The following is a 26,603-nucleotide window of genomic DNA, read 5'->3' on the forward strand; positions in this document are numbered from 1 at the left end:
CTTTTATTCTATTAGAAGAAATTGCAATATATGTTAGAAAAACAAGTATATTGAGAATAAAACACGAATCATCTCTACATATCTTGTTATGTATATGAGTTAAAATGTCATATTTTTAATTAAACCGCAATGTTGGAATTATTAATCTTATCATACCAAAGTCATTCAATGGCTTTCAATCACCGTTTTCATTCGTTAAAGGAATTTTTTAGGAATTGTTAAAAAATGATAGATTACTAGAAAAAAGTATAGCTTCGATTTACCTAGTATAGAAATGAATAGATAAAAAAAGACAGCATGCTCTAACGCTGTCTTTTGAATGTTATCTTTTCTTTTTAAATAAATTGACTTTTGGTTCGGTTTTATTGATAATCCTTTTAATATTTGTACGATGTCGATAAATGATGAACAATGTCATTAAGGCAATCACTATGATTAAAATTGGATCACCAAGAATGAGTGAATAAATCAATCCTGCAATACCAGCAATCATTGATGATAATGAAACATATTTAGTAGTGAGAAGTGAGATGAAAAAAACAGCTAATATTACCACAAACATGACGGGCACGAACGCCAGCACAACGCCTGCAGATGTAGCAACAGCTTTACCACCTTTGAATCCTGCAAATATCGGGTACATATGGCCAATAACAGCAAAAATTCCTATAATCACTGTATGTATATCTATATCAAAGAAGATTGGTAATAATCCAGCAGCTATGGTACCTTTCAGGATATCGGCCAGTGTAACGGTAAAACCTGCTTTTTTTCCTAGCGTTCGGAAAGTGTTTGTCCCACCAAGATTACCACTACCATGCTCACGAATATCAATGCCATAAAACACTTTACCAATGATTAATCCAGATGGAATGGAACCAATTAAATAAGCAATAAGAAAAACGATGATTACTTCAAATGTCATAAACTCTCCCCCACGGAATAAAAATACAGTTCTTATATTGTACCACGTAAATAAGTGAATGTACTATGTTGCTTTTAAATTATCTTTTCTATTGCAAAGATTACGCTATATGAAACGAATGTTAAATAGATATATGATTAAAATTAGTAGAAAAGAACTTTTTTGTTAAGAGGAATTACGTGATATTTAGCGAAAAGGAAAGCTTTATAAAAAAGATAGAAAGTACAGCATTGCGATCCATTCGCATTTATACTTTAATTCAGATAAAATAGTGTAGAGTTCAAAATAAGAGGTGAATGTATTGAGTATAGAAAACCCATCAAGAACTGAAATCGGAAAGATGTTAAAACAAGCAAAGAGGATTGCCGTCGTAGGTTTAAGTGATAACCCTAATCGTACATCCTATATGGTAAGTGAAGCAATGCAAAAAAGTGGTTATGAAATTATCCCTGTTAATCCCAAAGTTAAGGAAGTATTAGGTGTAAAAGCGGTTGCATCATTAGCTGAAATAGAAGGCAAAGTGGATATTGTTAATGTCTTTAGACGGTCGGAATATTTGCCAAGTCTTGCGAATGAATTTCAAAATATTGATTGTCCCATTTTTTGGACTCAGCTAGGTGTTGTAGATGAAGACGTATTTCAGCAGTTAAGCGATGCTGGTTATACCGTAGTCATGGATCGATGCATTAAAGTAGAGCATGCGCTAACAAAATAACATTTGTAGCATGGGATCATGACATTGATTTCATGCTTTTTCTTTCATATGCGGTTTAGAAGTGAAAATATGATATAATGATTAGAACGTTTGTTCTTGTTTGCCTCTTGCAACAGTATATACATGATCTTAATGCATGTTACAATGGGGAACATATATGCATACGGCTCGCATGATAAGAAGGAATATAGTGAATAAGAATGGAATAATAAACCGATATCTATTGTAGAGAGGTGCATAAAGGCGCGGTTATGATATAATCAAACTCTATTGCCGACTCGGATTGATAGACAATAGATGGTTTTTGAAGAGATGAAAGGGGAATGCTTGTGGCAAAAAATCAGGAAGTATTTGACTATAATGATGATGCCATACAAGTACTTGAGGGATTAGAAGCTGTTAGAAAACGTCCCGGAATGTACATTGGAAGTACGGATGCAAGAGGGTTACACCATCTTGTATACGAAATAGTCGATAACGCTGTAGATGAAGCACTTGCAGGTTTCGGCGATCATATCATTGTCAAAATACATAAAGACAATTCAATTAGTGTTCAAGATAAAGGTCGAGGAATGCCGACCGGAATGCACAAAATGGGCAAACCTACAACCGAAGTCATATTGACTGTGTTGCACGCTGGAGGAAAGTTTGGCCAAGGTGGATACAAAACAAGTGGTGGACTTCATGGTGTGGGTGCTTCAGTTGTTAACGCCTTATCACAATGGTTAGTCGTTAAAATTAAACGCGATGGACTTGTTTATGAACAGCGATTTGAAAACGGTGGAAAGCCAGTAACCACACTTGAGAAGGTTGGTAAAACGAATCAAGTAGGGACAACGATCCACTTTAAACCAGATCCGACAATTTTCTCAACAACTACATATAATTTTGAAGTTCTAAGTGAACGATTACGTGAATCCGCTTTTCTCTTAAAAGGAATGAAAATCGAAATAACGGATGAACGTCACGATCTTAAAGAGATTTATCATTATGAAAATGGGATTGAAGCATTCGTTCAGTACCTAAATGAAGAAAAAGATACGCTCCATCCAGTAGTTAGTTTTGAAGGGGAGCATAACGGTATTGAAGTTGATTTTGCCTTCCAATTTAATGATGGCTTTTCAGAAAATGTCCTTTCTTTTGTCAATAATGTTCGTACGAAAGATGGAGGGACACATGAAGCTGGAGCTAAAACAGCGATGACTAGGGTGTTCAATGAATATGCCCGTAAAGTTCAGCTTCTAAAAGAGAAAGACAAGAACTTAGAAGGAACCGATTTACGAGAAGGTTTTGCGGCGATTGTCTCAGTACGTGTACCTGAAGAGCTGTTACAATTTGAAGGACAAACAAAGGGCAAGCTCGGAACAAGTGAAGCGCGTTCAGCTGTCGATGCCGTTGTATCAGAGCATCTCTCTTACTTCCTTGAAGAAAATCCAGATACAAGCTCTTTATTAATTAAGAAAGCAATTAGAGCTTTTCAAGCAAGAGAAGCAGCACGTAAAGCGAGGGAAGACGCTAGAGGCGGGAAGAAGAAGAAACGGGCTGAAGCGGTTCTGTCAGGGAAATTGACACCTGCTCAATCACGTAACCCAGAAAGAAACGAATTATATTTAGTAGAGGGTGACTCTGCAGGTGGTTCAGCAAAGCAGGGGCGCGATAGAAGGTTTCAAGCGGTATTGCCATTAAGAGGTAAGGTAATAAATACTGAAAAGGCAAAGCTCGCAGATATCTTTAAAAATGAAGAGATAAACACGATAATACACGCTGTTGGAGCGGGTGTCGGTGGTGACTTTACGATTGAAGATATTAATTACGATAAAGTGATTATTATGACGGATGCTGATACCGATGGAGCCCATATTCAAGTGCTCTTACTGACCTTCTTCTACCGCTATATGAAGCCGTTACTCGAAGCAGGTAGAGTCTATATTGCTTTACCACCATTGTATAAAGTGAGTAAAGGTTCAGGAAAGAAAGAAGTAATAGAGTATGCATGGAGTGATGAAGAGCTTCCTGATACGATTAAAAAGGTCGGTAAAGGCTATATTATTCAGCGTTATAAAGGACTGGGTGAGATGAATGCTGACCAATTATGGGAAACAACAATGGATCCAGAAACGAGAACGCTCATCCGTGTGAAAATTGATGACGCTGCGAGAGCGGAACGTAGAATTACCACTTTAATGGGTGATAAAGTTGAACCGCGGAGGAAATGGATTGAAACCAATGTCGCATTTGGGTTAGAAGAAGATGGCAGCATTTTAGAAAATGAAAACATTTCGACGCTTGAGGAGTTAGATTCATGAACAAAGCAGAACAATTTCGTGATCTGCCGTTAGAAGATGTCCTTGGTGACCGATTTGGCAGATATAGTAAATATATTATACAAGATAGAGCATTACCTGATGCGCGAGACGGGCTAAAGCCCGTACAGCGTCGTATCTTATATGCCATGCATGTTGAAGGAAATACGCATGATAGAGGTTTTAGAAAATCGGCAAAAACGGTCGGTAATGTGATTGGTAATTTTCACCCACATGGTGACTCGTCTGTATATGATGCCATGGTGCGTATGAGTCAAGATTGGAAGTTGCGCAAGCTTCTTATTGAAATGCATGGCAATAATGGTAGTATCGATAATGATCCACCTGCTGCAATGAGGTATACAGAGGCGAGATTATCTTCTATTTCTTCTGCACTCTTAAATGATATTGAAAAAAGAACGGTTGATTTTATTCCGAACTTTGATGATACTTCGAATGAACCAACCGTTTTACCGGCTAGTTATCCTAACTTACTTGTAAATGGATCAACAGGGATTTCTGCCGGGTATGCAACGGAAATTCCACCTCATCACCTTGGAGAAGTTATTGATGCTGTTATTCATCGTATGGATCGTCCACAAAGTACTGTCGATGACTTAATGCAGTATATAAAAGGACCTGATTTTCCAACCGGTGGAATCATACAAGGTGTGGAAGGCATTAAGAAAGCCTATGAAACGGGCAAAGGTAAAATTATTATCCGTGGTAAAGTAGATTTCGAGGATATTCGTGGTGGTAGAAAGCAAATAGTCATTACTGAAATCCCTTATGAAGTAAATAAAGCGAACTTAGTGAAGAAAATGGATGAATTTCGCTTCGATCGTAAAATTGAAGGAATCGCCGAAGTCCGTGATGAAACGGATCGTACAGGGTTAAGAATTGTCGTTGAATTAAAGAAAGATGCTGACCCACAAGGTGTTTTACACTATTTATATAAATATACTGATCTGCAAATCCCATATAACTTTAATATGGTGGCTATTCATAACCGTCATCCGAAAACGATGGGGTTAGTTCCCTTATTAGATGCCTATATTGACCATCGAAAAGAGGTTGTCACACGTAGAACGCAATTCGATTTAGAAAAGGCACAAACACGTCAGCATATCGTTGAAGGACTAATTAAGGCGTTATCTATATTAGATGAAGTCATTGCGACGATTCGTGCTTCAAAAGATAAGCGTGACGCGAAAGAGAATTTGATGAGAGAGTATCAATTTACAGAGCCTCAAGCAGAAGCGATCGTCTCATTACAACTTTATCGTTTGACGAATACGGATATCACAGCATTGCGTGCAGAAGCAGAAGAACTAGCGGCCAAAGTAGAGGAACTCACATCGATTCTTGCCAGTGACAAGAAACTCGCATCAGTGATAAAAAAAGAACTTCGTGAAGTGAAGAAGCGATTTGAAGACAATAGAAGAACAGTCATTCAAGCAGAGATAGAAGAAATTAAAATTAACCTAGAAGTTCTTGTAGCAAATGAAGATGTGATTGTTACTGTCACAAGAGATGGGTATATTAAACGGACAAGCCAGCGTTCTTATTCAGCTTCAAATGGACAAGATTTAGCGATGAAGGAATCCGACCGTTTATTAACAAAGCTAGAGATGAATACAACGGATGTTCTACTTCTATTTACGAATAAAGGCAGCTACTTATATTGTCCTGTGCACCAATTACCTGATATCCGCTGGAAGGACATGGGTCAACATATTGCCAATATCATTGCCATCGATCGTGATGAATGTATCATTCACGCAATCCCTATTACTGATTTTGAACAAGAGAATGCGACATTATTATTTATTACGAAAAACGGTATGGTGAAGAAAACTGAATTAAAATCATATAAAGCTCAACGCTTTTCAAAAGCGCTCGTTGCTCTTAACCTAAAAGGTGATGATGAGGTTGTCGATGTTCACCTAACACATGGCGAGCATGATGTGTTTCTCACAACTCATTTAGGTTATGGTCTCAGGTTCCATGAGACAGAAGTAAACTTAGTAGGTCCAAGAGCTGCGGGTGTAAAAGGAATCAATCTAAAAGATGATGATTATGTTGTTTCTGGAAAAATGATTAGTAATGAGAAAGAAGAAGCAGTTGTCATTGCGACGCAACGCGGGGCAGTGAAAAAGATGAAACTGCAAGAGTTTGAACAAACATCAAGGGCAAAACGAGGTGTAGTGATGTTACGCGAATTGAAAAAACATCCGCATCGCATTGTCGGTATGGTTATAACAAATAACCATGAAACGGCATTTGTTGAAAGTGAAAAAGGGACAATCGAGTCCATAGCAATGAATGAACTTAGATACAATGATCGTTACTCCAACGGATCGTTCATTTTGGATGAAGAAGAAAATGGTACAATTATTCATTTATGGACTGAGAAAAAGGAACAAACATAAATGGTTTTCTTCCAAAAGTTGAAAGGTTGTATTTAACTTAAATGACACATAAAAAAAGTACACACTCATTAAAGTGATGTACTTTTTTTATGTGTCATTATCCTTCTTTTAGTTGATCATTTTTTTAAAAAACTCTGAAGGCGTCCTTCTAACGCTTCTTGGTCAACAGGGAAGATTACTGTGTTAGAAAATCATTTTTTTATATTAATGTTAAGTCTTCTAGTTAACTAATTTTCATGAACGGAAATAGACAGAACTTCTGTTCATTTAATCTTAGTTACTTCAAAATTTCAGATAGAAAATTTTTATGGGCGTTTGACAATTTTAACAAATTAAAGTTTCCAGCTCTAGCTAAACTTTTAATGATTTTTACTTCTTTCCAAGCTAAATCATATAGAGGTTGATTAATAATATTATTTTTTAGAGCATCTTCAAGTTCGTCGTCATCCAAAACATATAATTCCCCGGTTGGTAATATAACAATATCTAAGAATAAATCGTCTATCCATGGAATAGTATTGTCTATTCCATAATGGAGGCATATGTCTATATACCACTGAATGATATTCCCTTTAGAATCGAACATCGTAGTTACTGTATGGTTTTTTCTTAAAGGAAATTGTTGAAGCCACATATATCCATCATCCACTATACATAATTTCTTTCTACCATAACTTACACATAATGGAGATGTAACGGATAGTGTATGTAATAAAGTTATGTGTCCCTTAAAGTTTTTGGTATTGAGGAAAGCCTGTGAATATTTCCTTTTATCAATTCTTTTCCAATCTGAACGATCTCCGAACTTCCTCTTTAGCATCATCATCCCCCACGCTTGTTTTTTACGCAAATTATAGCCTTTTATTGTAACGAGTTTAATTGTATTAAACAAATTTATTTAAAATAATAGATCTTACTGAATATATTTCATAAGTAATGCTGTTACTTCTAAAATTAATGGGCTTCCTTTTACTGAGCTATTATAGTGAGAAAAAATTTAATTAAGGAGAGAGGAATTTTACAATAGGAGGTCTAATACTATTAATAGTCAGAATATTTTTAACAATACCTATGAAATGTAAGCAATCATTCAAGTAGAAAGGTGTGAGTAATTGATGGACAACCACAATCATCAAGATTTCCCTTCCTATGATGCAATTATTGTTGGTGCTGGGTTTTCTGGCATGTATATGCTCTACAGATTACGAGAACGCGGCTTGAAGGTACGGGTGTTTGAAAAAGGTGCTGGTGTAGGGGGAGCTTGGTATTGGAGCCGCTATCCTGGTGCGAGGTGTGACTCAGAAAGCCATACGTATAATTTTACCTTTTCTGAAACGTTATATGAAGAATGGTCTTGGCGTTCTCGTTATCCGACACAACCAGAAATTCTCGAATACTTAAACTTTGTAGCAGATCGCTTACAACTGAGAGAGGATATTGAGTTAGAAACAGAAATAAGAGCGGCTCATTTTGATGAAGAAATTACACAATGGAGAGTGTTTTTACAAGATGGTCGACAATTGATATGTAAATATTTCATTACAGCTGTCGGTTGTCTATCAGCACATGCGAAGAATATACCGAAAATACCAGGTTATAGCCAGTATAAAGGTGAAAGCTATCACACAGGTACTTGGCCACATCACGAAGTAGATTTTCATGGCAAGAAAGTAGGGATTATTGGTAATGGCTCAAGTGGAATTCAAAGTTTACCGGTTATTGCAGAAACAGCAGCGGAAGTATATAGCTTCCAAAGAACTCCTCAATATGCGATTCCCGCACAAAATCACCCTTACACAGAAGAAGAAATCAATGAATATAAAGCAAAGCGATTAGATACAAGAAAGAAAATGTTTCAATCTCATACTGGTTATCCCTTTTTTTCACGACCGTTTTCTGCCTTAGAGGAAAATCAATATAAACGGCAGGAAGTTTATGAAACAGCATGGAAGAAAGGCGGCTTTGAGATAAGTGCCACTTATAATGATTTATTAATTAATGAAACCTCTAATGAAACACTTAGTCAATTTGTTCGAGATAAGATAAAACAAGTTGTTAAGGATCAATCGTTAGCAGAAAAATTGTTACCCACTTACCCAATTGCCACTAAACGTCTAGTTCTTGATACAAATTATTATGAATCATTTAATTTGCCACATGTTCATTTTGTCGATGTAAAAGCTGCGCCTATAACACAATTCAGTGAAAAGGGTATTTGCACAACAGGCAGAGAGTATCCCTTAGATATGGTTGTGTTCGCTACAGGTTATGATGGAATGACCGGACCATTATTAACGATGGATATTAAAGGACGTGGAGGAGAATCACTTAAGGAGAAATGGGAACATGGAGCTAATGTATCAACTTATTTAGGTGTTGCCACTAACCTCTTCCCGAATATGTTTATGATTACTGGACCACAAAGTCCATCTGTAGCAACAAATATGCCGACAAGTATTGAACAGCATGTGGATTGGATTGACCGTTTTATTGCTTATATAGAGGCAGAGGGGCTCGAAATGGTAGAAGCGAATGCGCAACAAGAAGAAACATGGCGTATCCACTGTGAAGAAGTATATAGACAAACATTATATAGCAAAACCCCTTCTTGGTATTCTGGAGCAAATGTAGAAGGAAAGCCTGAAGCATTTTTAATTTATCTGGGTGGACTAGGACAATACGGGAAAATCCTCGAGAACTGTGCTACTAGTGAGTATAGTGGATTTGACCAACATTCTTCCATCACAAAAAGTATGTAAAGGAGTGCTATTAATGGATTTTATGAGTAGAGTAGCAGAAGAAATAAGAGAAATCTGTGAGAATTTCCCACCATTTAAGTTACCAGAGGGATTAGAAGCAGCAAGGCAGGCTGCATTCGTCCCAGTCGAAACATCCCCTTATGTAAGAATCAATCAATTATCTATTCAAGGTGGAGATAAACAAAGAATGTTAGTGAAGATCTATGAACCTTCTAATAGAAATGAAGAGGCACTTCCAGCTGTTCTTTTCATACATGGTGGAGGTTATGTTACTGGTCATCCAGATGGTAGTGATGCTATTTGTCAAGCGTTTGTAAAAGAAGCTGAATGTGTGGTTGTGTCAGTGGATTATCGGTTAGCTCCAGAGCATCGCTATCCTTGTGCAATAGAAGATTGCTATGCTGCCTTGTTATGGATGCATGAGAGCTGTGAAGAATTAAAGATTGATAGGAGTAGAATCGCAGTAGCTGGTCAGAGTGCGGGCGGAGGATTAACAGCTGCCCTCTCATTGTTAGCACGAGATAGAAGCGGTCCGAAAATAGCCTTTCAAATGCCACTTTATCCAATGATAGATGATCGTAATACGAGTGCATCAAGCTATGAAATCACCGATGAAAAAGCGATATGGAATCGTGGCAATAACCTAGCAGCATGGAGGATGTATTTAGGTAAAAATATCAATGGCGAGATTTCACCGTATGCTGCGCCGGCAAGAGCAAAAAATTATTCTGGCCTACCACCAACCTATACCTGTGTGGGTCAATTGGATCCATTTAGAGATGAAACAATTGAATATGTCTCGCGACTTGCGAAAGACGGAGTCGATGTAGAGTTTCATATTTATCCTGGCGCTTATCATGCCTTTGAATTATTAAATCCAACTTCTGATTTGGGTAGTGCAGCAATTCAAAACTATATACAAGCATTAAAGAAAGCGCTTAACCCAAAAGTGAAAATCATGAAATAAAAGAATGAGCTGCGAGATTGAATCGCAGCTCATTTTTACAGAAAATAATATTGTTAATTTAGAAATATCTGATATTTAATTGACGGGTAACAGAAATATGGGTTAAATTGGACATATAGAAAACAGATGAAATAAGTGTTACCGTTTTCATTCGTTCTTTGAAGGGAGAAAAGAAAATGTCTCGTTTACCAAAACAATTTCAGCAATTACAGTTACCGGTCATTGGATCACCACTTTTTATTATTAGTAACCCAAAGCTAGTTATTGAACAATGTAAAGCTGGTATCGTTGGATCAATGCCAGCATTAAATGCCAGACCTTCTTCTCAGTTAGATGAATGGTTAGCGCAAATTACGGAAGAGCTTGCTGATTATAATGCACAAAACCCGGATAAACCGGCTGCACCCTTTGCAATTAATCAAATCGTACATAAATCAAATCAAAGATTAGAAAAAGATATGGAGCTATGCGTGAAATATAAAGTGCCAATTATAATTACCTCTCTAGGAGCGAGAGAGGAAGTATTCTCCGCTACTCATAGTTATGGTGGTATTGCACTCCATGATGTAATCAATAACACTTTTGCACATAAAGCGATAGAAAAAGGCGCAGATGGTTTAATTGCTGTTGCTGCAGGAGCGGGTGGCCATGCTGGTGATAAAAGTCCGTTTGCGCTCATTCAAGAAATTAGACAATGGTTTGATGGAACATTAGCGCTATCGGGCTCTATTGCGAACGGACAAGCCATTTTAGCTGCGCAAGCGATGGGAGCAGACTTAGCCTATATCGGCTCGCCATTTATCGCTACAGAGGAAGCTAGAGCCTCAGAAGAGTATAAACAAGCTATTGTTGATGGTTCGTCCGATGATATTGTTTATAGTAATCTATTTACTGGGGTTCATGGTAACTATTTAAAACCATCCATAAAAGCGGCTGGTTTGGATCCTGATAATCTACCAGATAGTGATCCAAGCAAAATGAATTTTGGGGAAAATCGAGTAAAAGCATGGAAAGATGTTTGGGGTAGTGGACAAGGGATTGCTGCCATTTCCGCGGTGACAACTACCGCTAATTATGTCAATAAACTAAAACAGGAATATAAACAAGCACAAGAAGACTTGTTCGCTTATAGCAAACAATTTACGTGAACAATGAATCTTTTAGCCACCTTTTAGGTGGTTTTTTTAATGTCCGAATTTATAAGCATACAAAAATTAACGAAAATAATTCTAACAGAACTATGTTCCAAATATTCAATAGATAAAGAAAAAACAAAATATGCAATTAAGTAAGAAAAGGGCGAAAGTTGAAAAATGATTTATTGCAATATACAGTCAGACTGTATATAATTGTACTATATAGTTTAACTGTATATATAGTGTCGGGGTGATTCCATGGACATAAATAAATATTCTCCATTAACCGAAACAACCTATTACATTTTATTATCATTAATTGAACCTTCCCATGGATATGTCATGATGCAAAAAGTGGAGGAATTAAGTGACAACAAAGTGAAAATAGCGGCAGGAACGATGTACGGAGCAATAGAAAATTTAGTGAAACAAAGGTTAATACAATCTGTGCAAAGTGATGATAAACGTAGAAAAACGTATGTGATCACAGAGAAAGGAATTGAGGTACTAAGACAAGATTATAAGAGGATGAGCCATATGATTCGCATTACTAATAACTTATTCTCTAATACAGATAAGTAGTGGAGGGGAGAAGATGCGCAAATTCAAGGTTTTTAATGACTTTGATAAAGAGGAACAATGGTTAGAGAGAATGGGGAGTGAAGGATACCAATTAGAAAGCACTTATTTCGGCTACAAATTTCGGTTAGTTGATCCAAAAGAGAAAAAAATTAAAATAGATTTCAGAAAGTTCAAGCATTCAGCAGACTTTTTGGATTATATTACACTGTTTGAGGATAGTGGGTGGAGACATATAGCGGGATCAAAATATTCAGGGATTCAATATTTTGAGAAAATCGATGACCAAGCCATAGATGACATTTTTTCTGATAATGTTTCAAAGGCAAAAAGGTATCAGCGCTACGCTCATTCTTCTCTCATGCTTGCCATTGGTAACTTCCCACTAATAATCTTTCTTTATTTTACAGACATTATTGATCCAGTCTATTTCATTCGACCAAGTGAACTTTACTTAACGCCGGGGCTATGGGACAAAAGTGGAACCTCATTTTGGTTTTCGTTCATTTTTGAGACACCTTTTGCCTTGTTAAGAGGGGCAGCTTGGACATTCATTCCACTATCTGTTCTATCCTATTTATTCTTTAGTTATAAAGCAAATAAACGGTATATTCAATCAATGATAAAAAAATAACAGGATTCTTCATAGCAAAGGTAGGGGAGAACAATGGAATCTGAATTAAAGAGGGGCTTTCTTGTAAGACAAAGAGCATTTTTGAAGTTGTATTTACTAAAAATGATTGAAGCGAATAAACGTTATGGTACTCAGTTTTTAGATGATCTGAGAACCGAATTTAAACCATATGGATATCATCCTACTCATTCCGAAATCTATAAAACATTACATGAGTTAACGAGAGAGGGATGGGTGAGAAGAGAAAAAAAGTTACTTGGTGAACCTGGAGTAGATTTTCAAGAAATTATTATTTATCATCTTACGGATAAGGGGAAGCAAGAATACGAACTATATAGAAAGCAAATGAAAGTGGAGCTTGACCGTTGTTTAGGACTGCTAAATCAGGCCATGAGTGATCATTACGGACCAATAAAAAGAAAATAAATTTTTCAAGTCTCTTTTTGCATTATTCTTCCAATAAAGGGCATCCTTATAATAATGTTAGGAGGGTCTTTATAATGAAGAAAGAAGTGCTTGTCGCATTAACTGCCTTTTTCTTGATGAGTTTATCCACGATGACCGCTGTATATGCCGGTGTAGACAAGAATGAAGAGCAAAAAACAATCATTACCCAAGAAGCAGAGCTTTCTGGAAAAGAGTTAAAAGAGACGATAAAAATTAAAGGTATCCGTTATGAAGAGGAAGCTGGTTTTTTTAAAGAATTATCATTAGAAGTAGAAGATGATCTTAAAAAAACTGTCAAAGTAGATTTAGAACCGGGGTTTGACCCACGATTAAAGATAATTGATTTTAATGATGATGGTGAAAAGGAATTGCTAGTGAAAATCAACAGCGAAGATAGTGGAGAAAATGCTTCATTCTATCTTTATAGTTATCAAGATGGAAAACTAATTAACTTAGGTGTACCTGACCCAGTCATTTCTACTGCGCAATTAGAGGATAATTACGAAGCTGTTATTGCAGTAGAAAATGAAAATAGGGAAGTAACTTTTGATTTGGCTGGGAATGCAAAAGCATATGAAAAACTCGGTATATATCATAAAGGGAAATTAAACGAACCATTTGAACTAACTGTTAACTCATACAATATGCTTACTCCTTTTGAAAATACAAAGGGAGAAAAGGGCTTGAAGGGAATGCAAAGGGTCACAGGTATAGACCAAAATGATACTATAGCTTATTTGCAATCTTTTTGGAAAAGAGAAGATGAAAAATGGCAATTAGTGAACGTAGAAATTTTGGATGTAAGAAACAAATAAGCGGTTATGGCTAAATAGCTTATAGTTTATCTTCTTTAAAGATAAACTATAAGCATTTTTTATGATATGGGTAGAGAATAGGGTACAAATCTCTAGCTAGCACAACTTTAGCTAATGGGCATATGATGTATAGAAGTAACAATCTTTTAATGAAGGGGAAGGATTCAATGAATCAAGAATTAGATTTAACAAAATTAAAGGTTGATATTCTTGCTCCTGCAACAAATGTTAAGCCAGTTGAATATAGAAATTATTACTTTCGACAGCCTTATGGAGATGAACAAGCTTATTTAAGCATTTCTATTGAGAACGTAAAAAGCAATGAGAACACTCATTCTGACGCGCTTCAGGCACAGTGGATACCGCAAATGGGGCAATATGTATTGTTCTGCCGATTTCAAATTAGCAAAGGAGAGTATACTGAACCGTATGCTAAGATACGATATCTTATTTATGAAAGAGAAATCAATACTTGGTTAACAGCGCTGGTATATGGAGATCAACATTTTTTACAGCATTATCCATGGTTACTCGATTCACCAATCTACGTACAGTTTCAATCTGATTATCCTGCGTTTAATAAGATACAATATTATGGAAATGTAAGACAGTTTTTAAGCAAAGCTTTACAAAGACAATAATATTATTATGTAAACTAAAAGTTATAAATCGAAGCATGGTTTATAACTTTTTTCAATTAAAATTGTGAATGACCTAAGAGATCAAGGAGTAATTTTTATATCATGCAGAAAAATATGATAATGGATAAAGCTATTTTCTGTTACATCTAAACTTAGTTATGAGCGTTCAGCAGCTGGCAATGCTGAAGCAAGAATAGAAAAGGTAGCTAAGAAGAGTTAATACGGTATTTTAATCGTATACAACTTAGGTAGAGCAAGAACGTAAATAAAATCATTGAGTTAACTGCGATTTTTTTAATTGGATAATAGATTGATTGATACACTAAAACTTGAATCATATGCGAATCAATCATTTTGTTAAAGTTATTAAATAGGATTACATATAGATTTGCAATTTTTGATTACAATGGAAAACAATTTATCACAAAAATAAGATCAGGAATCATAAAATTTTATTCTGTCTCAATGTTTTAAGTATACTTAGATATTGAGACAGAAATGATTAAAATTACTTAACTTCCTATAATATATATTATGTAAACTAGATAAAAATGATAAGAAAAGTAGTTACTTTCATTTCATTGCGATTTCCCGCTTACGACTTCACTTCGATCTATCCAAAAATAGCAACTATGTTCATTTTTCTATGCCAAAGTTCTTTAACCTTTCATAATCCTTATTCTTTCGAATGGTCAGGATGATAAACTAATGATTTGTTTTACATACTTTGGTTCCTTCCTATTAACTTTTCACGTTGATTTAAAATTGTGGAGTATTGGATATTTTTTTGTCATTCATGATAAAATTCATTCCTCAGTTTACATAATAAGTATTGCTCGAATGCTACTTTAAAAGGATTTTCATTCATTTAAGAACGCTGGGCTTAAATAGTTAAAAATAATAACATGAGATTAACTAAAAGTGTACTATATTCTTCCCCCACTTATAGTTAATATGTTTATACAGAGCTGGTGATTTTGTTAATAGAGTAAATTTGCATATCTTTAATTTTATGTACAATTCTCCCTCCCTTCTTCTGCCTTTGCTAACAACGTTTAATACATCAATTTGACATATATAGAAATATCGATATAATAGCAATATGGAACCTATCGATATTTTTAAAGCATTATCTAATGAAACGAGGCTAAATATCTTACTGTGGTTAAAAGATCCAGAGAAGCACTTTCCAAAACAGGGGGCTCACCTACCTAAGGAAGTGAGTTACAAAGGCGGAGTATGTGTTGGAGATATACAAGAAAAGGCTAAAGTTTCCCAATCTACAGTGTCACACTACTTAAATATGATGCAGAAAGCAGGATTATTAGAATCTGTTCGTTATGGTCAATGGACTTATTATCGAAGAAATGAGGAAGCTATTAGTCAATTTGCTGAATATTTTAAAACGGAAATCTAAGTTTTTATGATTTTCGTATTTTTTTTAATGCATATATCGATAATTCTAGATATTTAAATTTAAGACAGGAGGATTTAATCATGCGGTTTATTGCATATATTTTTGCATTATTGGCTGGAATGGCACTTAGTTTTGAAGGAGCTATTTACGGTGAACTAGGTAAAAATATTGGAAAATTAGAGACTAGTTTTTATAACTTTATTGTAGGTGCAATCATTCTTGGTCTATTATGGTTATTTTTTGGAAAAGGTAATTTATCATACGCAGTTAAAGCACCTAAATGGTCCCTTTTAGGAGGAGTCTTAGGTGTTGTTTACTTAACAGCAATAGTAATTAGTATCCCATTTGTTGGAGTTGGGATCACTATGGTTGCTGTAATCCTTGGCCAATTGATTATGAGTATGGTAATTGAGCATTTTGGATGGTTAGGAACAAATAAAGTGAAAATTAATAGAGAGAAAGTTTTAGCTGTCATTTTAATGATGATAGCACTCATATTAGTTAACTAGGAGAGGTTTTTATTATGGGAATTATTATGATTTTATTTACTTTAATTGGTGGTATAACATTAAGTGCACAATCAGCAATAAATGGATCATTCAGCCGTAGAGCAGGTACAATCGAAACTACGTTTTTAACATTTATAACAGGCAGTATGTTATTGGCCCTTATCATATTATTCTTTGGTCAAGGAAATATATTTGCCATATTTGACGCACCTCTTTGGCAACTAAGTGCAGTTTTCTTAGGAGTTATATTTTTGCTCTTTAATGTTTTTGCTGTTACAAAAATTGGCGTTATAGCTACTAGTATTACGGTGATAATCGGACAATTAGTCATTAGTGTTGTAATTGATCACTTTGGATGGTTTAATAGTTTAATTATTCCACTGGATACTAAACGATGGTTTGCTCTTTTATTTATGTTAATAGCCTTATATTTCATATTTAAAGGTAATAAGCGTTCTGTGGTAGAAGCGAAACAACAAAAGTAGTTGAGGTTACTTCACTTAATGCATTTAAGAATCCCCTATTAACCAGTAAGTCATTAGGTAGCATAGCTAAATCATCTCAATTTTTTTACCGCAATGAATTTAACTATTATACTTCAGCTCTATTAGAGCGGGACTTGCAGTTCATATCTCATTACGGTAGTAAGAATCAACAAAACCAGTCATCAACACTATAGATGACTGGTTTTGAATTTGACTCTGATAAAAGCATCAGTCTGTGTTTTCCCTACTATTTGTAACTTTTGCTATTAATGGGTAGCAACCTCGCTTTGATATTTTAAGTCCCCTGCCGCTTTCACCCTTACTCTAGTTGCATTTCCTGGCAAGTAGGCCAATGGGACATCCTCAATATCTACAATTTCTACACTACTTGGTTCAGCCCCAGCTTCCACAGCTTCTTTTATTGCTTGTTCTTTTGCGCTTTGTAACGCAGCAGCTCTGCCAATCTCATCTAGTACAAATATCTTTTCCACTTGCCCGCTTACTTGAGCAATGGCTGAGCCAATGGCATTTGCTACACCTGAATGGTTCGGGCGGATAACATGAGAGGCGCCTTTAAGGGTTTCTGGTAGTAAAATACTACCTCCTCCAACAAGAATAACGGGAACTGGATCAGCACTTGTTTTCATTCTGTCTATTGCTTCTTCGACCATCTCAACCATTCTTACGTATATCTTATCTAATAAATTTTTATCAAGATGTGACACTTTTTTAACGTCTCCTAAATTACTTTTCCCAAGTGCCACAACAACATCAGTAGTAGTTAATGTATCTCCACCGAAGACCAATCCTTTCTCTGGTAATCGATACCCCACACTTTCAGGACCGATTGTAAAAGAATGTTCGTCTTCTATTTTTATAATTGTTCCTCCCCCTAAGCCTATAGAAACTAAATCCGGCATACGGAAGTTCGTTCTTGCTCCACCAATCTCAACTGCAAGAGAAGATTCTCGTGGAAATGATTGCACTAACACACCTACATCAGATGTTGTTCCTCCTACATCTACGACTATGGCATCAGATAATTCACTTAAATATGAAGCACCTCTCAAAGAATTAGTAGGTCCGCATGCAACTGTGAAAATAGGGTATTTCATTGCATATTTTACAGACATCAATGTTCCGTCATTTTGTCCAAAGAATACTTTCGCTTGAATCCCTTCATTTTTTAATGCATCGATAAACCCTTCTGCAGCCATCTTTGCGACATTAATAACTGAAGCGTTTAATATGGTCGCATTCTCCCTTTCTAATAGCCCTACAGAACCAATCTCAGAAGATAACGATAATGCGATAGAGTCTCCCAATACTTCTTGAAAAATCTCGGCTGCTCTTTCTTCGTGTGCCTTTGATACCGGAGAGAAAACAGAAGTAATTGCTATGGAATCCACTTTTTCCTTTAATTCATTTGCAATTTCATATAAGTGATTTTCATCAAGTTCAACTATTTCTCTTCCATCAAATTCATGACCCCCTCGCACTAAGAAGACATGTTCACCTAGTAATTCTCTAAGGTCGTTTGGGACACCTATTAAAGGTTTGACTGCCAGTGTCGCTGGCGCACCAATTCGTACTACCGCCACTTGATTTAGTCTCTTTCTTTCAACAATCGCATTCGTGCAATGAGTTGTTCCTAACATTGCATATTTTATATTTTCTTTTGGCACATTCGCATGAGAAACAATTTTGTGCATTGCATGATATATGCCTGTAGCTACATCTTCAGTAGTTGAAGCTTTTGTTTCTGATATGACTTCATTCTTGTCATTTAACAAGACCGCGTCAGTATGAGTACCACCTACATCAATTCCAATTCTATATGTTGCCATCATTGTGTCACTCCTTTTTTTACAAGTTCCTCTACAGGTGTATATGCCATATCATAGCCAAAGTAGTTTGGCCCTACTGTTGCTATGCCTTTTTCTGTTCTCCATTTTGGATGACAAGGGATGCCAATTACAACACATCTAGATCCATAGCGTATGCCTTCTGTTGTTATAGGTAAACCTGTTTCTGAATCGAGTACAGCTATTAAATCCGGCGTCATACATAAAACCTTTTCATTCGTTTGAGCAATAAGATGTTCATTTTGAAAGCGGAGTTTTAAATTTTCACCTTTATTTTGTTCAAGCCCCTCAAAAGTAGCGACACCCTTTGCAAAACCTGATTCAGTTTTCCTATCTATATCAATGACTTTCCCTTTAAATAACTCAAAGCCATTGACTGTTTCTAAAATTTTCTCTATAGGATTCACATTATTTATTTTGGCTAATCTAATACTTTTACCAATTTCCTCTTCAAGCTTAAGAATATTTGTAATCCCACTTTTCTTAAGGTCTTTAGCTGTCATTGAATACATCGCACACATGACAGAACCACCCATTTGTATAGTTGCAGATCTAGCAATCCTCTCTGTCCATACATTATCAATTGTAGACAATAGCGCTGTATTTCCCTTTTCATCAGCTATTATTGCAGGAGTTGCTGATATCCCGTCTAAATAAAAGGTTACCATTTGGAGTTCTGGAAATGCTCGTCCCATCCCATCAGCATCTATTACTGGAATTCCTAATCTTGCAGCTAATGCAAAAGGTAACATACTATTTACACCACCCGCTTCAATAGGAAAAGTCCCGTATATCTTTTCACCTAAATATTCCTCTAATTGATTAAAAGCACGAATAGCTTCCTCACCACTTGGTGCTTTTTCTAACATAACAGTGGGTGCACCCATCATTGATGATGGGACAACTAATGCATCGTCAGGTACTTCCTCCGGGTCTAATAATATTACCTCTCCATATTCTTCAATTGCTTGAAGCGCCATTAACTTACCAATGTACGGATCTCCACCTCCGCCCGTTCCAAGTAAAGCTGCACCAATTGCCATATCCTCAATTTCTTGTTTTCCTATTTTTCTCATTTGACGCACTCCTTTGAAGTTTCTAAATATTTATGCTACATCTGCATGAATATCAGTTTTATATAATCTCTCCATTTTTTTGGCAACATAATAAATGACCGCACTAATCACTAACGAGTTAATAGATGGTATACCTATTGTAATAAAATAACCAGCTAATCCTCCGCATCCCCAGGCTAAAATCGTAGGCCAGCCAAGTTTCTCGGTATTTGCAGGCAATTGGCCCTTCTGGCGACTTTCGTCTAGTATTTTCCTATGTGTCTTTAAAATGAAATAGTCAATAACCATAATTCCCGCAACAGGTGGAACAAGTATCCCAAGTAAAACGAGAAAATCAGTGAAACGTTCTAATATCCCTAATACAGATAATAGCGTACCAATAATACCAATTAGTAACGTAACCATTCCACGATTTAATTGAATTCGAAATAATGAGTCAAAAATATTAGTAAAACCGAGGGATGATGAGTACAAGTTTAAATTATTGATTTTAACAGTGGAAAGGACCACAACCATAACCCCTAACCAGCCAACTGTTGTCATCATAATATTAGCCACATCATTTGTTCTTGCCGCTAAAGCCATTAAGACAGCAATCATATTAATCCCTAATTCTCCTACTAATAATCCGATGGTAGTCATCCAGAAAACATCTTTTCCACTCTTAGCAAACCTACTAAAATCCGGGGTAATCACCGCACCTATGATAAATCCACCCGCAACCATGGTCGCAGCAACGCCAATTGATAAAGGCTCACCTGCTGGCTGTGTTGCTAGTAAATCAGAAAAACTCTGTCCTTTTAGTGTTTGATAAATTCCTATACTGACAGCTATTAGAAATAAGGGTACAGTGATTGAAGCTGTAATACTTAAAAGTTTAAAACCGAAAATAACCAAAATGGTTACACCAATTCCTGTTAATGTTGCTGCTAAGGGTAAAGAAACCGCTCCATTGGTAGATTGTACAATTCCTTCAGCAAACACGGAATTTTGTACACCAAACCAACCAATACAAGAAATAGCTATAACTGCCCCAATTATGCTCGAACCATGGCGCCCAAACCCTGTCCACCTAGCTAAAAGACTTGTAGATAACCCTTCTTTCGCGCCTGCATACCCTAAAAGGAAACCAACCACTTGAAGAATCACACTACCTAGAAACGTAGCCCAAAATGCCTGCCAGAAAGTCATCCCGTATCCTAAAGATGCTCCTAAAATAAATTGTGAAATGGTTGCTAATGCCCCGACACGAATGATCGTAATACTCCACAGTGATCGCCTAGCCTCCTGAGGCACCCTTGTTAATGAATAATCGTCCCCAATAGTAGAATGATTTGCCAACGTCCTATCCCTCCATTCAATTCGTATTCATCACTCTTTGTTTACTTGGCGGCTTCATATAAGTAATGCGACTTTGCTTCACTCCCATACTTATTGTAGCTTCTAATAATTTTGTCGCTGCAAAGCCAGGATCTACAACTGGAATGTCATAGCCTTTTTCAGTTAGCTTCATTTGGAGTTCGCTAGCTACCCCCATAAATCCAGTACAGCCCAAAATTAGTGCTTCTGCTTGGTCCTCTTTAATCGCTTTTAACATTTCATCTAAAAGAGCACTCTTTAACTTCTCTTTCTCATGTACTTCTAAAACGGGGATGTTTACATAACGAATAGAGGCAAGATTATGATAAACACCTGTTACTTTACTAATGTTACTAATCATTGAAACGACATTGGGGAGAACAGTTACAACAGAGAAACGTTTTGCCAGTGTGCTTGTAAACAGCATAGAAGCCTCGCAAGGGCCTATCACTGGAATATCAACGACCTCTCTAGCTGGCTTCACTCCTGGATCTCCAAAACAATTACTAATCACACCGTCGTATCCGTCTGCTTCCGCTTGTTTTACTTTTTCGATAAAATCAGGTACACATAAGGCTTCATCGTACTCACTTTCTATAGAAGCAGGCCCGTAATCTAGGTTTGTTACATCAATGGTTGTTTGAGGATAGGAAAATCCAGTAAATTCTTTTTTCATTTCATCCATAAATGTGTCTGAGATAATAGGTGCAATCACTTTAATTTTCATATTTCGCCCTCTCTTTTTTAAAATAAGATTATAAATCACCAAATGCCATTATTTTTAAACGAAACATTTCACCTTTTAAATAATCGAATGGAAATTCCTCCACTCTATTAATTTTGATCGTTTCAGGTTTTGCTCCTTTATGAATTAACTCTGTAATTACCCTCTCTTTCTCTCTTTCTACAATTTCCTCTTTTGTACGATCATTTAGCCAAAAAACTTTGTCTAGACTTGAGCTTAGGGGAGCATAACAAGCTCCTACGGCATTACATATTTGATAACCTACAGGCTGGATAGCTTTATCAAATTTAGTGAAAATATTATTTAGAAGTAAAGGACTTCCACCTCCAACTAGAACGAGTGGGACGTATTGATCTTTAGGTTGTAATTGTCTAATTTTTTCTCTTATCCTGCTTGATACCGTATTTACTACTTTTAAACAATCTTCTGTTGAAATACCTTCTAGATTTTCATATTTAATGTGTTTATCCTTGAATGAATGAGGAAAAATTTTTAAAAACGAGTCGGATATTGTCCATTGTTCTCCTCCCCATGCAAGCCCATCTTTTGTTATATCACTTGCAATTGTATCTTCAATTAATAAATCACCATTATGAGTATTGACTAAATTGCCTCCACCTGTTGAAAGTGAGTGTACTTTTGGCAGCCTAACATTCACTGGAATATCCAATACTTTTACTGGTCCTTCTTCTGTTTGTGGATGACCATGACTTACCATACCAATATCAATTGTGCTGCCTCCAACATCAATCCCTATGAAGTTCTTTAAACCAGTAAGTTTGGAAGCGCCACGTAAACTATTAGTTATGCCAGAACCGATTGTGAAAATAGGTAACTTAATCGCTTCTTCTACTTTCATCAATGATCCATCATTTTGCGTTATCCAATAAGGGCAATGCAGACCTAAGTTTTTAAAGATATCATTAATGGAGCTTAACGCATCCTTCATCACAAATGACAACATTGAGTTAAGCAAAGAGGCATTCTCACGATCCAAAAAGCCTATACTTCCTATTTCATTAGATACAGTGACAGAAAGAGAAGGCATATGAGAGGCGATCACTTTTTTTAAGTTGTTTTCTTCATCCTCATAAAAGGAAGAAAAGGCACCTACAATACAAACTGACTCTACTTTTGCTTTTTCTAATTCCTTCATTATCTTAAATACACTTTCATGATCGATTTCATCATAATGAGGTATTTGCCTTGTAAAATCATATTTTGTTTCTAAATGAAACTCTTTTATAATGTATTTACTTAAATGACTTGGCCAGAATAAACCAGGTTTGATTTTTGATGGTTTCTTGGTTAAACGAATCAAAGCTGTCTTGGCTAAATTTTTTGGATAATACAATTCATTTAGTACATGTGTAGTGCCTAAGAAGACCCCTTTCATTGATTCTGGCTTTACATTGGCCTCATTTAATACTATTTTTGCGGTTTCATAGATGGTTTCTCCCAAGTTACTTGTCGTCAATTGCTTTGACCAGGCCTTTATATTGCCTGAGTCATCAATGATAACTGCATCAGTATTTGTTCCACCTACATCAATTCCTAACCTCATTGGTCTTCCTCTTTCTTTAACAGTTGATAAGATTCTTTCATGTGTATGAGTGTTAACATATCTGTAGTATGCAATATGTTAGGAGCAGGTATAACTAAAACGATGACTGATTGAGCCCTTTGAATGTCTACAACACTGATTGGTTCAAGTGAATCTATATGGAGAAACACAATTAAATCTGGCACACGATAAATGCTTTCGCCATTATGAATGGTAAAAAATTCATTCATAAATTGGATTTCAATTTTCTGGTTATGTTGTTTTGTATAGCTTTCAATAAATAGTTTTCCAACAATCACTTCATTTTCAAACCAACGAGAGACCTCTGTTACATACCCTTTAATAACGAGAGATAATTCTCCGTAGATCGAATTTTCAAATGCGTTCTTTATTTGCTTTAATCGGATGATTCCGTCGCCATAAGACGTAATAATTTTCCCTAAACGATAGGCTAAATAAAGTGTCCCTGACAACATCGAAGTTTTGATCTCATCTCCACTTGCACCATAGCCGACTACGTGACTATGCCCTCCATTATTATTAGCAAATGATTTAGCTTCATGTACTGCCTGATCGGAAGTGTATGAAGAAGGAACGAACTTCATATTATCTTGCGTTACTAGTGAAAGAGGGGCAAGTGGAATACCATTTAAATGCAGAGTAGTCATATAAAGCTCTGGAAATGCTCTTCCCATTCCATCTCCATCAATCACAGGAAGGCGCCGCTTTAGAGCAAGTAAAAGGGGAGCCAAAGCATTCACACCACCTATTTCGATAGAAATGAGGGCATCTACATTTTTGTTATATTTCTTTTCATATAAACTAAGTGCTGTTTCCATTTCTTCGCCTGTCGGTAAATCTTCATTAAAGAGGACTGTGGAACCCATAATTCCAATAGCAGTTACCCACCAATCATCCCTCACTTCATGAATGGGTATCACCTCTATCACATCATCGTCTTTCATCACCGACAATATTAAAGCTTCCATTGATCTTGTATTACCACCACCTCCACAAGATAATATCCTTGCCCCAAGGGAAATGAAGCGAATGTCTTCTTTAGTTATTTTCCAAGGCATTTCTTTCTCTCCTTTCTTTACTAGTTGCAAGTTCTATACCAATATTCAAAAAAATAAAATAATAACTTAAAAAACCACGAATCTCGCAATTTTATGTATCTAGGTTAAACGTGAAAATCCTCTCAAGTGAGAGGATTTTTAAATATAAACATGAGAATGATAATTGAGAAAAACAGGTTAAATACATTGATTTCTCATTTTTTCTCAACTTTTCTCTTTGATTCTCAAATTACTTAATTCTTAATTTATTCAGTTTGCGGTATAAGGTTGGTAAACTTATATTCAAGGATTTTGCTACTCTTTTTTTACCTAAGGTATCCCTTCCAAATTCATCTAATAGTCGGAGGATTTCCTCTTTGTTTTCATTGGATTGTGTTCTATATATACGCTTATGATTTGGTTGTAATTGTATTTGAGATTGTATTTCATCTTTAAGATACGTTGGCAAACTTTTTTGAGTCACTAATTCACCGATTTCTAATTGAACAAAGTGGTGCACGACATTTTGTAACTCTCTAATATTTCCACTCCAATTGTTATTCAATAAAATCTCCAATACTTCTTTAGAAATTCTTTTCGGTTTTTTTCCAGCTTGTTTTGATAAGTTTTTCATAAAATATTCAATCAATATAGGGATATCCTCCCTTCTATCTCTTAAAGGTGGGATGACAATCGGTATAACATTTAAACGGTAATATAAATCTTTTCTGAACTTCCCTACTTGAACCAATTGCTCCAAGTTTTGATGAGTAGCAGTAATGATCCTTACATCTACTGGGGTTGATTGATTATCACCTACTTTTTCTATTCTTCTTTCTTGAACAACCCTTAATAACTTCGCTTGAAGAGAAGGAGACAAATCACCAATCTCATCTAAAAAAAGCGTACCGCCATTTGCGAGCTCAAAGCGCCCAACCCTTGTAGTATGTGAACCAGTAAATGCACCTTTTACATGACCAAATAATTCACTTTCTAATAGTGATTCTGGTATGGCTGCACAATTTAGCGCAATAAATGGCCTCTTACTTCGATTGCTTCCATGGTGAATAGCTTGGGCAAATATTTCCTTTCCCGTACCACTTTCACCTCTTAATAGAATAGATGAATCACTATTAGCTACTCTTTGTGCTTTTTCAATCGTTTTTTGAATACTATGGCTAGTCCCTTTAATTTGTTGAAAAGTATAGAGCGTTTGTTTAGCAATCGGTTTTTTCACAGTTCCTTTATCCATTAATATTTGTATTAAATAGGATATTGTTACATCATTTGATTTGATCGTTCTTAAAGAAACCGTAGCTTTTCTTTTATTCACCAATAATTCAACCTCTTCAATGACTTTATCTTTTTTGAGTCTTTCCCAATCTTTACTGTACATTAAAGTCGAAATATTTAAGCCTACTACATTTAATCTTTCCTCATTAATAGAGGAGAATGTTTGACTGGTCGTTTCAATGACGTCTTCTTTGTTAATAAGGACAAATACATCGCTTGTAGTTTGTAAAAAGATTTGCAGTTCATCTAATGTTTCATGATAAAGACGTTCTAGTTCTAGACTTTGTAATTTTATTTCGATTGTCGATTTACATAAGTCCAATTGAGAGTCAATGAGTTCTAATGTTTCATATCGCTGTTCATTTTTCATGCCACTTTGCATAACAAGATATGCCACTATTTGATTCGCTATCCTAATGGGGGTCATACTTATTTCTTCATCAGGGTATTTAGTTAATGTACATAAGTCAGTACAAATGCTACACGATTCTTTAAATAATTGTCCAATTGAGTTCCTATTTTTCCGGAGTTTTTCTTCAATAAGGACACCAAAGGTTGAATTCTGCCTATCACAATTCTCAAAATAGATATGTATCTTACAAGAATAGTGGCGAAAGAACCTTATAGCAATTGTCGTTATTTCACTTTTATATAATTCAGATAACAACAGGATCACCACTTTTACTGAGATTAAAGTTATTATAACAAATAATCGAGATGTCCCATTGGTATATTGACGCATTTAGATTAATTTCACTTTAAATGAACCTTATGAAAAATAAACCTGAGTTTAAATAAATCCTTTTATAAGGTGAATTAAGGTCGCGCATCCCAAGGCTTAAGTGAGCCAATGATTGTGAAATCTCTCGCTGATTGCAT

The 26,603-nt window shown here is 35.8% G+C and carries 23 protein-coding genes; 14 read left to right on the forward strand and 9 right to left on the reverse strand.

Annotated features, from left to right (window positions below; translation table 11 throughout):
* Positions 1-322 precede the first annotated feature (322 nt).
* Positions 323-925, reverse strand: a complete 603-nt coding sequence (plsY, locus tag LCM23_RS07695) for a glycerol-3-phosphate 1-O-acyltransferase PlsY (protein ID WP_224936411.1) — start codon at positions 923-925, stop codon at positions 323-325.
* A 301-nt stretch (positions 926-1,226) separates the two neighbouring features.
* On the opposite strand from plsY, the gene LCM23_RS07700 reads away from it, so the two are divergent.
* The 3 genes from LCM23_RS07700 to parC all read left to right on the forward strand — a co-directional run bounded on the left by LCM23_RS07700 (position 1,227) and on the right by parC (position 6,375).
* A complete protein-coding gene (locus LCM23_RS07700) occupies positions 1,227-1,640 on the forward strand; it encodes a CoA-binding protein (RefSeq protein WP_224936412.1) in 414 nt (137 codons plus the stop codon).
* 329 nt (positions 1,641-1,969) lie between these two features.
* Positions 1,970-3,946: a DNA topoisomerase IV subunit B gene (gene parE, locus LCM23_RS07705; protein WP_281202489.1), complete on the forward strand. Its 1,977-nt coding sequence runs from the start codon at positions 1,970-1,972 to the stop codon at positions 3,944-3,946.
* A complete protein-coding gene (gene parC / locus LCM23_RS07710; protein ID WP_224936414.1) occupies positions 3,943-6,375 on the forward strand; it encodes a DNA topoisomerase IV subunit A in 2,433 nt (810 codons plus the stop codon). Before parE ends, parC begins: the two co-directional genes overlap by 4 nt.
* A gap of 277 nt (positions 6,376-6,652) precedes the next feature.
* Here parC and LCM23_RS07715 read toward each other — a convergent pair whose 3' ends face one another.
* A complete protein-coding gene (locus tag LCM23_RS07715) occupies positions 6,653-7,225 on the reverse strand; it encodes a DUF402 domain-containing protein (RefSeq protein WP_224936415.1) in 573 nt (190 codons plus the stop codon).
* A 265-nt stretch (positions 7,226-7,490) separates the two neighbouring features.
* Here LCM23_RS07715 and LCM23_RS07720 point away from each other — a divergent pair, with 265 nt between their 5' ends.
* The 11 genes from LCM23_RS07720 (at position 7,491) to LCM23_RS07770 (ending at position 16,764) form a co-directional block, all read left to right on the forward strand.
* Positions 7,491-9,134, forward strand: a complete 1,644-nt coding sequence (locus LCM23_RS07720) for a flavin-containing monooxygenase (RefSeq protein WP_224936416.1) — start codon at positions 7,491-7,493, stop codon at positions 9,132-9,134.
* Positions 9,135-9,147: 13 nt separating this feature from the next.
* Positions 9,148-10,101 carry an alpha/beta hydrolase gene (locus LCM23_RS07725; protein ID WP_224936417.1) on the forward strand — a complete coding sequence of 318 codons (954 nt, stop codon included), beginning with the start codon at positions 9,148-9,150 and terminating at the stop codon, positions 10,099-10,101.
* 176 nt (positions 10,102-10,277) lie between these two features.
* Positions 10,278-11,249 carry an NAD(P)H-dependent flavin oxidoreductase gene (locus tag LCM23_RS07730; RefSeq protein ID WP_095373318.1) on the forward strand — a complete coding sequence of 324 codons (972 nt, stop codon included), beginning with the start codon at positions 10,278-10,280 and terminating at the stop codon, positions 11,247-11,249.
* Between the two features lie 246 nt (positions 11,250-11,495).
* Positions 11,496-11,819: a PadR family transcriptional regulator gene (locus LCM23_RS07735; RefSeq protein WP_224936418.1), complete on the forward strand. Its 324-nt coding sequence runs from the start codon at positions 11,496-11,498 to the stop codon at positions 11,817-11,819.
* Positions 11,820-11,832: 13 nt separating this feature from the next.
* Positions 11,833-12,450 (forward strand): DUF2812 domain-containing protein, encoded by a 618-nt coding sequence (locus tag LCM23_RS07740; RefSeq protein WP_224936419.1) that lies wholly within the window; start codon positions 11,833-11,835, stop codon positions 12,448-12,450.
* Positions 12,451-12,483: 33 nt separating this feature from the next.
* Positions 12,484-12,876 (forward strand): helix-turn-helix transcriptional regulator, encoded by a 393-nt coding sequence (locus LCM23_RS07745; protein WP_224936420.1) that lies wholly within the window; start codon positions 12,484-12,486, stop codon positions 12,874-12,876.
* Between the two features lie 74 nt (positions 12,877-12,950).
* Entirely contained in the window at positions 12,951-13,712 is a 762-nt protein-coding gene (locus tag LCM23_RS07750) for a hypothetical protein (RefSeq protein ID WP_224936421.1), read from the forward strand.
* 167 nt (positions 13,713-13,879) lie between these two features.
* Positions 13,880-14,353, forward strand: coding sequence for a staygreen family protein (locus tag LCM23_RS07755; protein ID WP_224936422.1), 474 nt, complete (start codon positions 13,880-13,882; stop codon positions 14,351-14,353).
* A gap of 1,102 nt (positions 14,354-15,455) precedes the next feature.
* Positions 15,456-15,770, forward strand: coding sequence for an ArsR/SmtB family transcription factor (locus LCM23_RS07760; RefSeq protein WP_191811650.1), 315 nt, complete (start codon positions 15,456-15,458; stop codon positions 15,768-15,770).
* 80 nt (positions 15,771-15,850) lie between these two features.
* The gene (locus LCM23_RS07765; protein ID WP_224936423.1) at positions 15,851-16,279 is read left to right on the forward strand and encodes a DMT family transporter; all 429 of its coding nucleotides are present in this window, start codon (positions 15,851-15,853) and stop codon (positions 16,277-16,279) included.
* 14 nt (positions 16,280-16,293) lie between these two features.
* A complete protein-coding gene (locus LCM23_RS07770) occupies positions 16,294-16,764 on the forward strand; it encodes a DMT family transporter (protein WP_224936424.1) in 471 nt (156 codons plus the stop codon).
* 266 nt (positions 16,765-17,030) lie between these two features.
* Here LCM23_RS07770 and LCM23_RS07775 read toward each other — a convergent pair whose 3' ends face one another.
* The 7 genes from LCM23_RS07775 to LCM23_RS07805 form a co-directional block, all read right to left on the reverse strand.
* Positions 17,031-18,611: a hydantoinase/oxoprolinase N-terminal domain-containing protein gene (locus tag LCM23_RS07775; protein WP_224936425.1), complete on the reverse strand. Its 1,581-nt coding sequence runs from the start codon at positions 18,609-18,611 to the stop codon at positions 17,031-17,033.
* On the reverse strand, positions 18,611-19,705 hold the full coding sequence (locus LCM23_RS07780) for a DUF917 domain-containing protein (protein WP_224936426.1): 1,095 nt from the start codon (positions 19,703-19,705) through the stop codon (positions 18,611-18,613). Before LCM23_RS07780 ends, LCM23_RS07775 begins: the two co-directional genes overlap by 1 nt.
* A gap of 30 nt (positions 19,706-19,735) precedes the next feature.
* On the reverse strand, positions 19,736-21,046 hold the full coding sequence (locus LCM23_RS07785; protein WP_224936427.1) for a purine-cytosine permease family protein: 1,311 nt from the start codon (positions 21,044-21,046) through the stop codon (positions 19,736-19,738).
* A gap of 16 nt (positions 21,047-21,062) precedes the next feature.
* Positions 21,063-21,791, reverse strand: coding sequence for an aspartate/glutamate racemase family protein (locus LCM23_RS07790; RefSeq protein ID WP_095373692.1), 729 nt, complete (start codon positions 21,789-21,791; stop codon positions 21,063-21,065).
* Between the two features lie 28 nt (positions 21,792-21,819).
* Positions 21,820-23,373, reverse strand: a complete 1,554-nt coding sequence (locus LCM23_RS07795) for a hydantoinase/oxoprolinase N-terminal domain-containing protein (RefSeq protein WP_224936428.1) — start codon at positions 23,371-23,373, stop codon at positions 21,820-21,822.
* Entirely contained in the window at positions 23,370-24,452 is a 1,083-nt protein-coding gene (locus LCM23_RS07800; protein ID WP_224936429.1) for a DUF917 domain-containing protein, read from the reverse strand. The genes LCM23_RS07795 and LCM23_RS07800 overlap by 4 nt, the downstream gene beginning before the upstream one ends.
* A gap of 229 nt (positions 24,453-24,681) precedes the next feature.
* Positions 24,682-26,391 carry a sigma-54 interaction domain-containing protein gene (locus tag LCM23_RS07805; protein ID WP_224936430.1) on the reverse strand — a complete coding sequence of 570 codons (1,710 nt, stop codon included), beginning with the start codon at positions 26,389-26,391 and terminating at the stop codon, positions 24,682-24,684.
* Positions 26,392-26,603: the final 212 nt, after the last annotated feature.

Source organism: Cytobacillus kochii, assembly GCF_020171845.1.
Lineage (GTDB): Bacteria > Bacillota > Bacilli > Bacillales > Cytobacillaceae > Cytobacillus > Cytobacillus kochii.

Bases quoted from the DNA above. Each gene is read 5' to 3' on its own strand.
- plsY (WP_224936411.1), bottom strand. From the start codon at position 925: ATGACATTTGAAGTAATCATCGTTTTTCTTATTGCTTATTTAATTGGT.
- parC (WP_224936414.1), top strand. From the start codon at position 3,943: ATGAACAAAGCAGAACAATTTCGTGATCTGCCGTTAGAAGATGTCCTT.
- LCM23_RS07720 (WP_224936416.1), top strand. From the start codon at position 7,491: ATGGACAACCACAATCATCAAGATTTCCCTTCCTATGATGCAATTATT.
- LCM23_RS07725 (WP_224936417.1), top strand. From the start codon at position 9,148: ATGGATTTTATGAGTAGAGTAGCAGAAGAAATAAGAGAAATCTGTGAG.
- LCM23_RS07730 (WP_095373318.1), top strand. From the start codon at position 10,278: ATGTCTCGTTTACCAAAACAATTTCAGCAATTACAGTTACCGGTCATT.
- LCM23_RS07735 (WP_224936418.1), top strand. From the start codon at position 11,496: ATGGACATAAATAAATATTCTCCATTAACCGAAACAACCTATTACATT.
- LCM23_RS07740 (WP_224936419.1), top strand. From the start codon at position 11,833: ATGCGCAAATTCAAGGTTTTTAATGACTTTGATAAAGAGGAACAATGG.
- LCM23_RS07745 (WP_224936420.1), top strand. From the start codon at position 12,484: ATGGAATCTGAATTAAAGAGGGGCTTTCTTGTAAGACAAAGAGCATTT.
- LCM23_RS07750 (WP_224936421.1), top strand. From the start codon at position 12,951: ATGAAGAAAGAAGTGCTTGTCGCATTAACTGCCTTTTTCTTGATGAGT.
- LCM23_RS07755 (WP_224936422.1), top strand. From the start codon at position 13,880: ATGAATCAAGAATTAGATTTAACAAAATTAAAGGTTGATATTCTTGCT.
- LCM23_RS07760 (WP_191811650.1), top strand. From the start codon at position 15,456: ATGGAACCTATCGATATTTTTAAAGCATTATCTAATGAAACGAGGCTA.
- LCM23_RS07765 (WP_224936423.1), top strand. From the start codon at position 15,851: ATGCGGTTTATTGCATATATTTTTGCATTATTGGCTGGAATGGCACTT.
- LCM23_RS07770 (WP_224936424.1), top strand. From the start codon at position 16,294: ATGGGAATTATTATGATTTTATTTACTTTAATTGGTGGTATAACATTA.
- LCM23_RS07775 (WP_224936425.1), bottom strand. From the start codon at position 18,611: ATGGCAACATATAGAATTGGAATTGATGTAGGTGGTACTCATACTGAC.
- LCM23_RS07780 (WP_224936426.1), bottom strand. From the start codon at position 19,705: ATGAGAAAAATAGGAAAACAAGAAATTGAGGATATGGCAATTGGTGCA.
- LCM23_RS07790 (WP_095373692.1), bottom strand. From the start codon at position 21,791: ATGAAAATTAAAGTGATTGCACCTATTATCTCAGACACATTTATGGAT.
- LCM23_RS07795 (WP_224936428.1), bottom strand. From the start codon at position 23,373: ATGAGGTTAGGAATTGATGTAGGTGGAACAAATACTGATGCAGTTATC.
- LCM23_RS07800 (WP_224936429.1), bottom strand. From the start codon at position 24,452: ATGCCTTGGAAAATAACTAAAGAAGACATTCGCTTCATTTCCCTTGGG.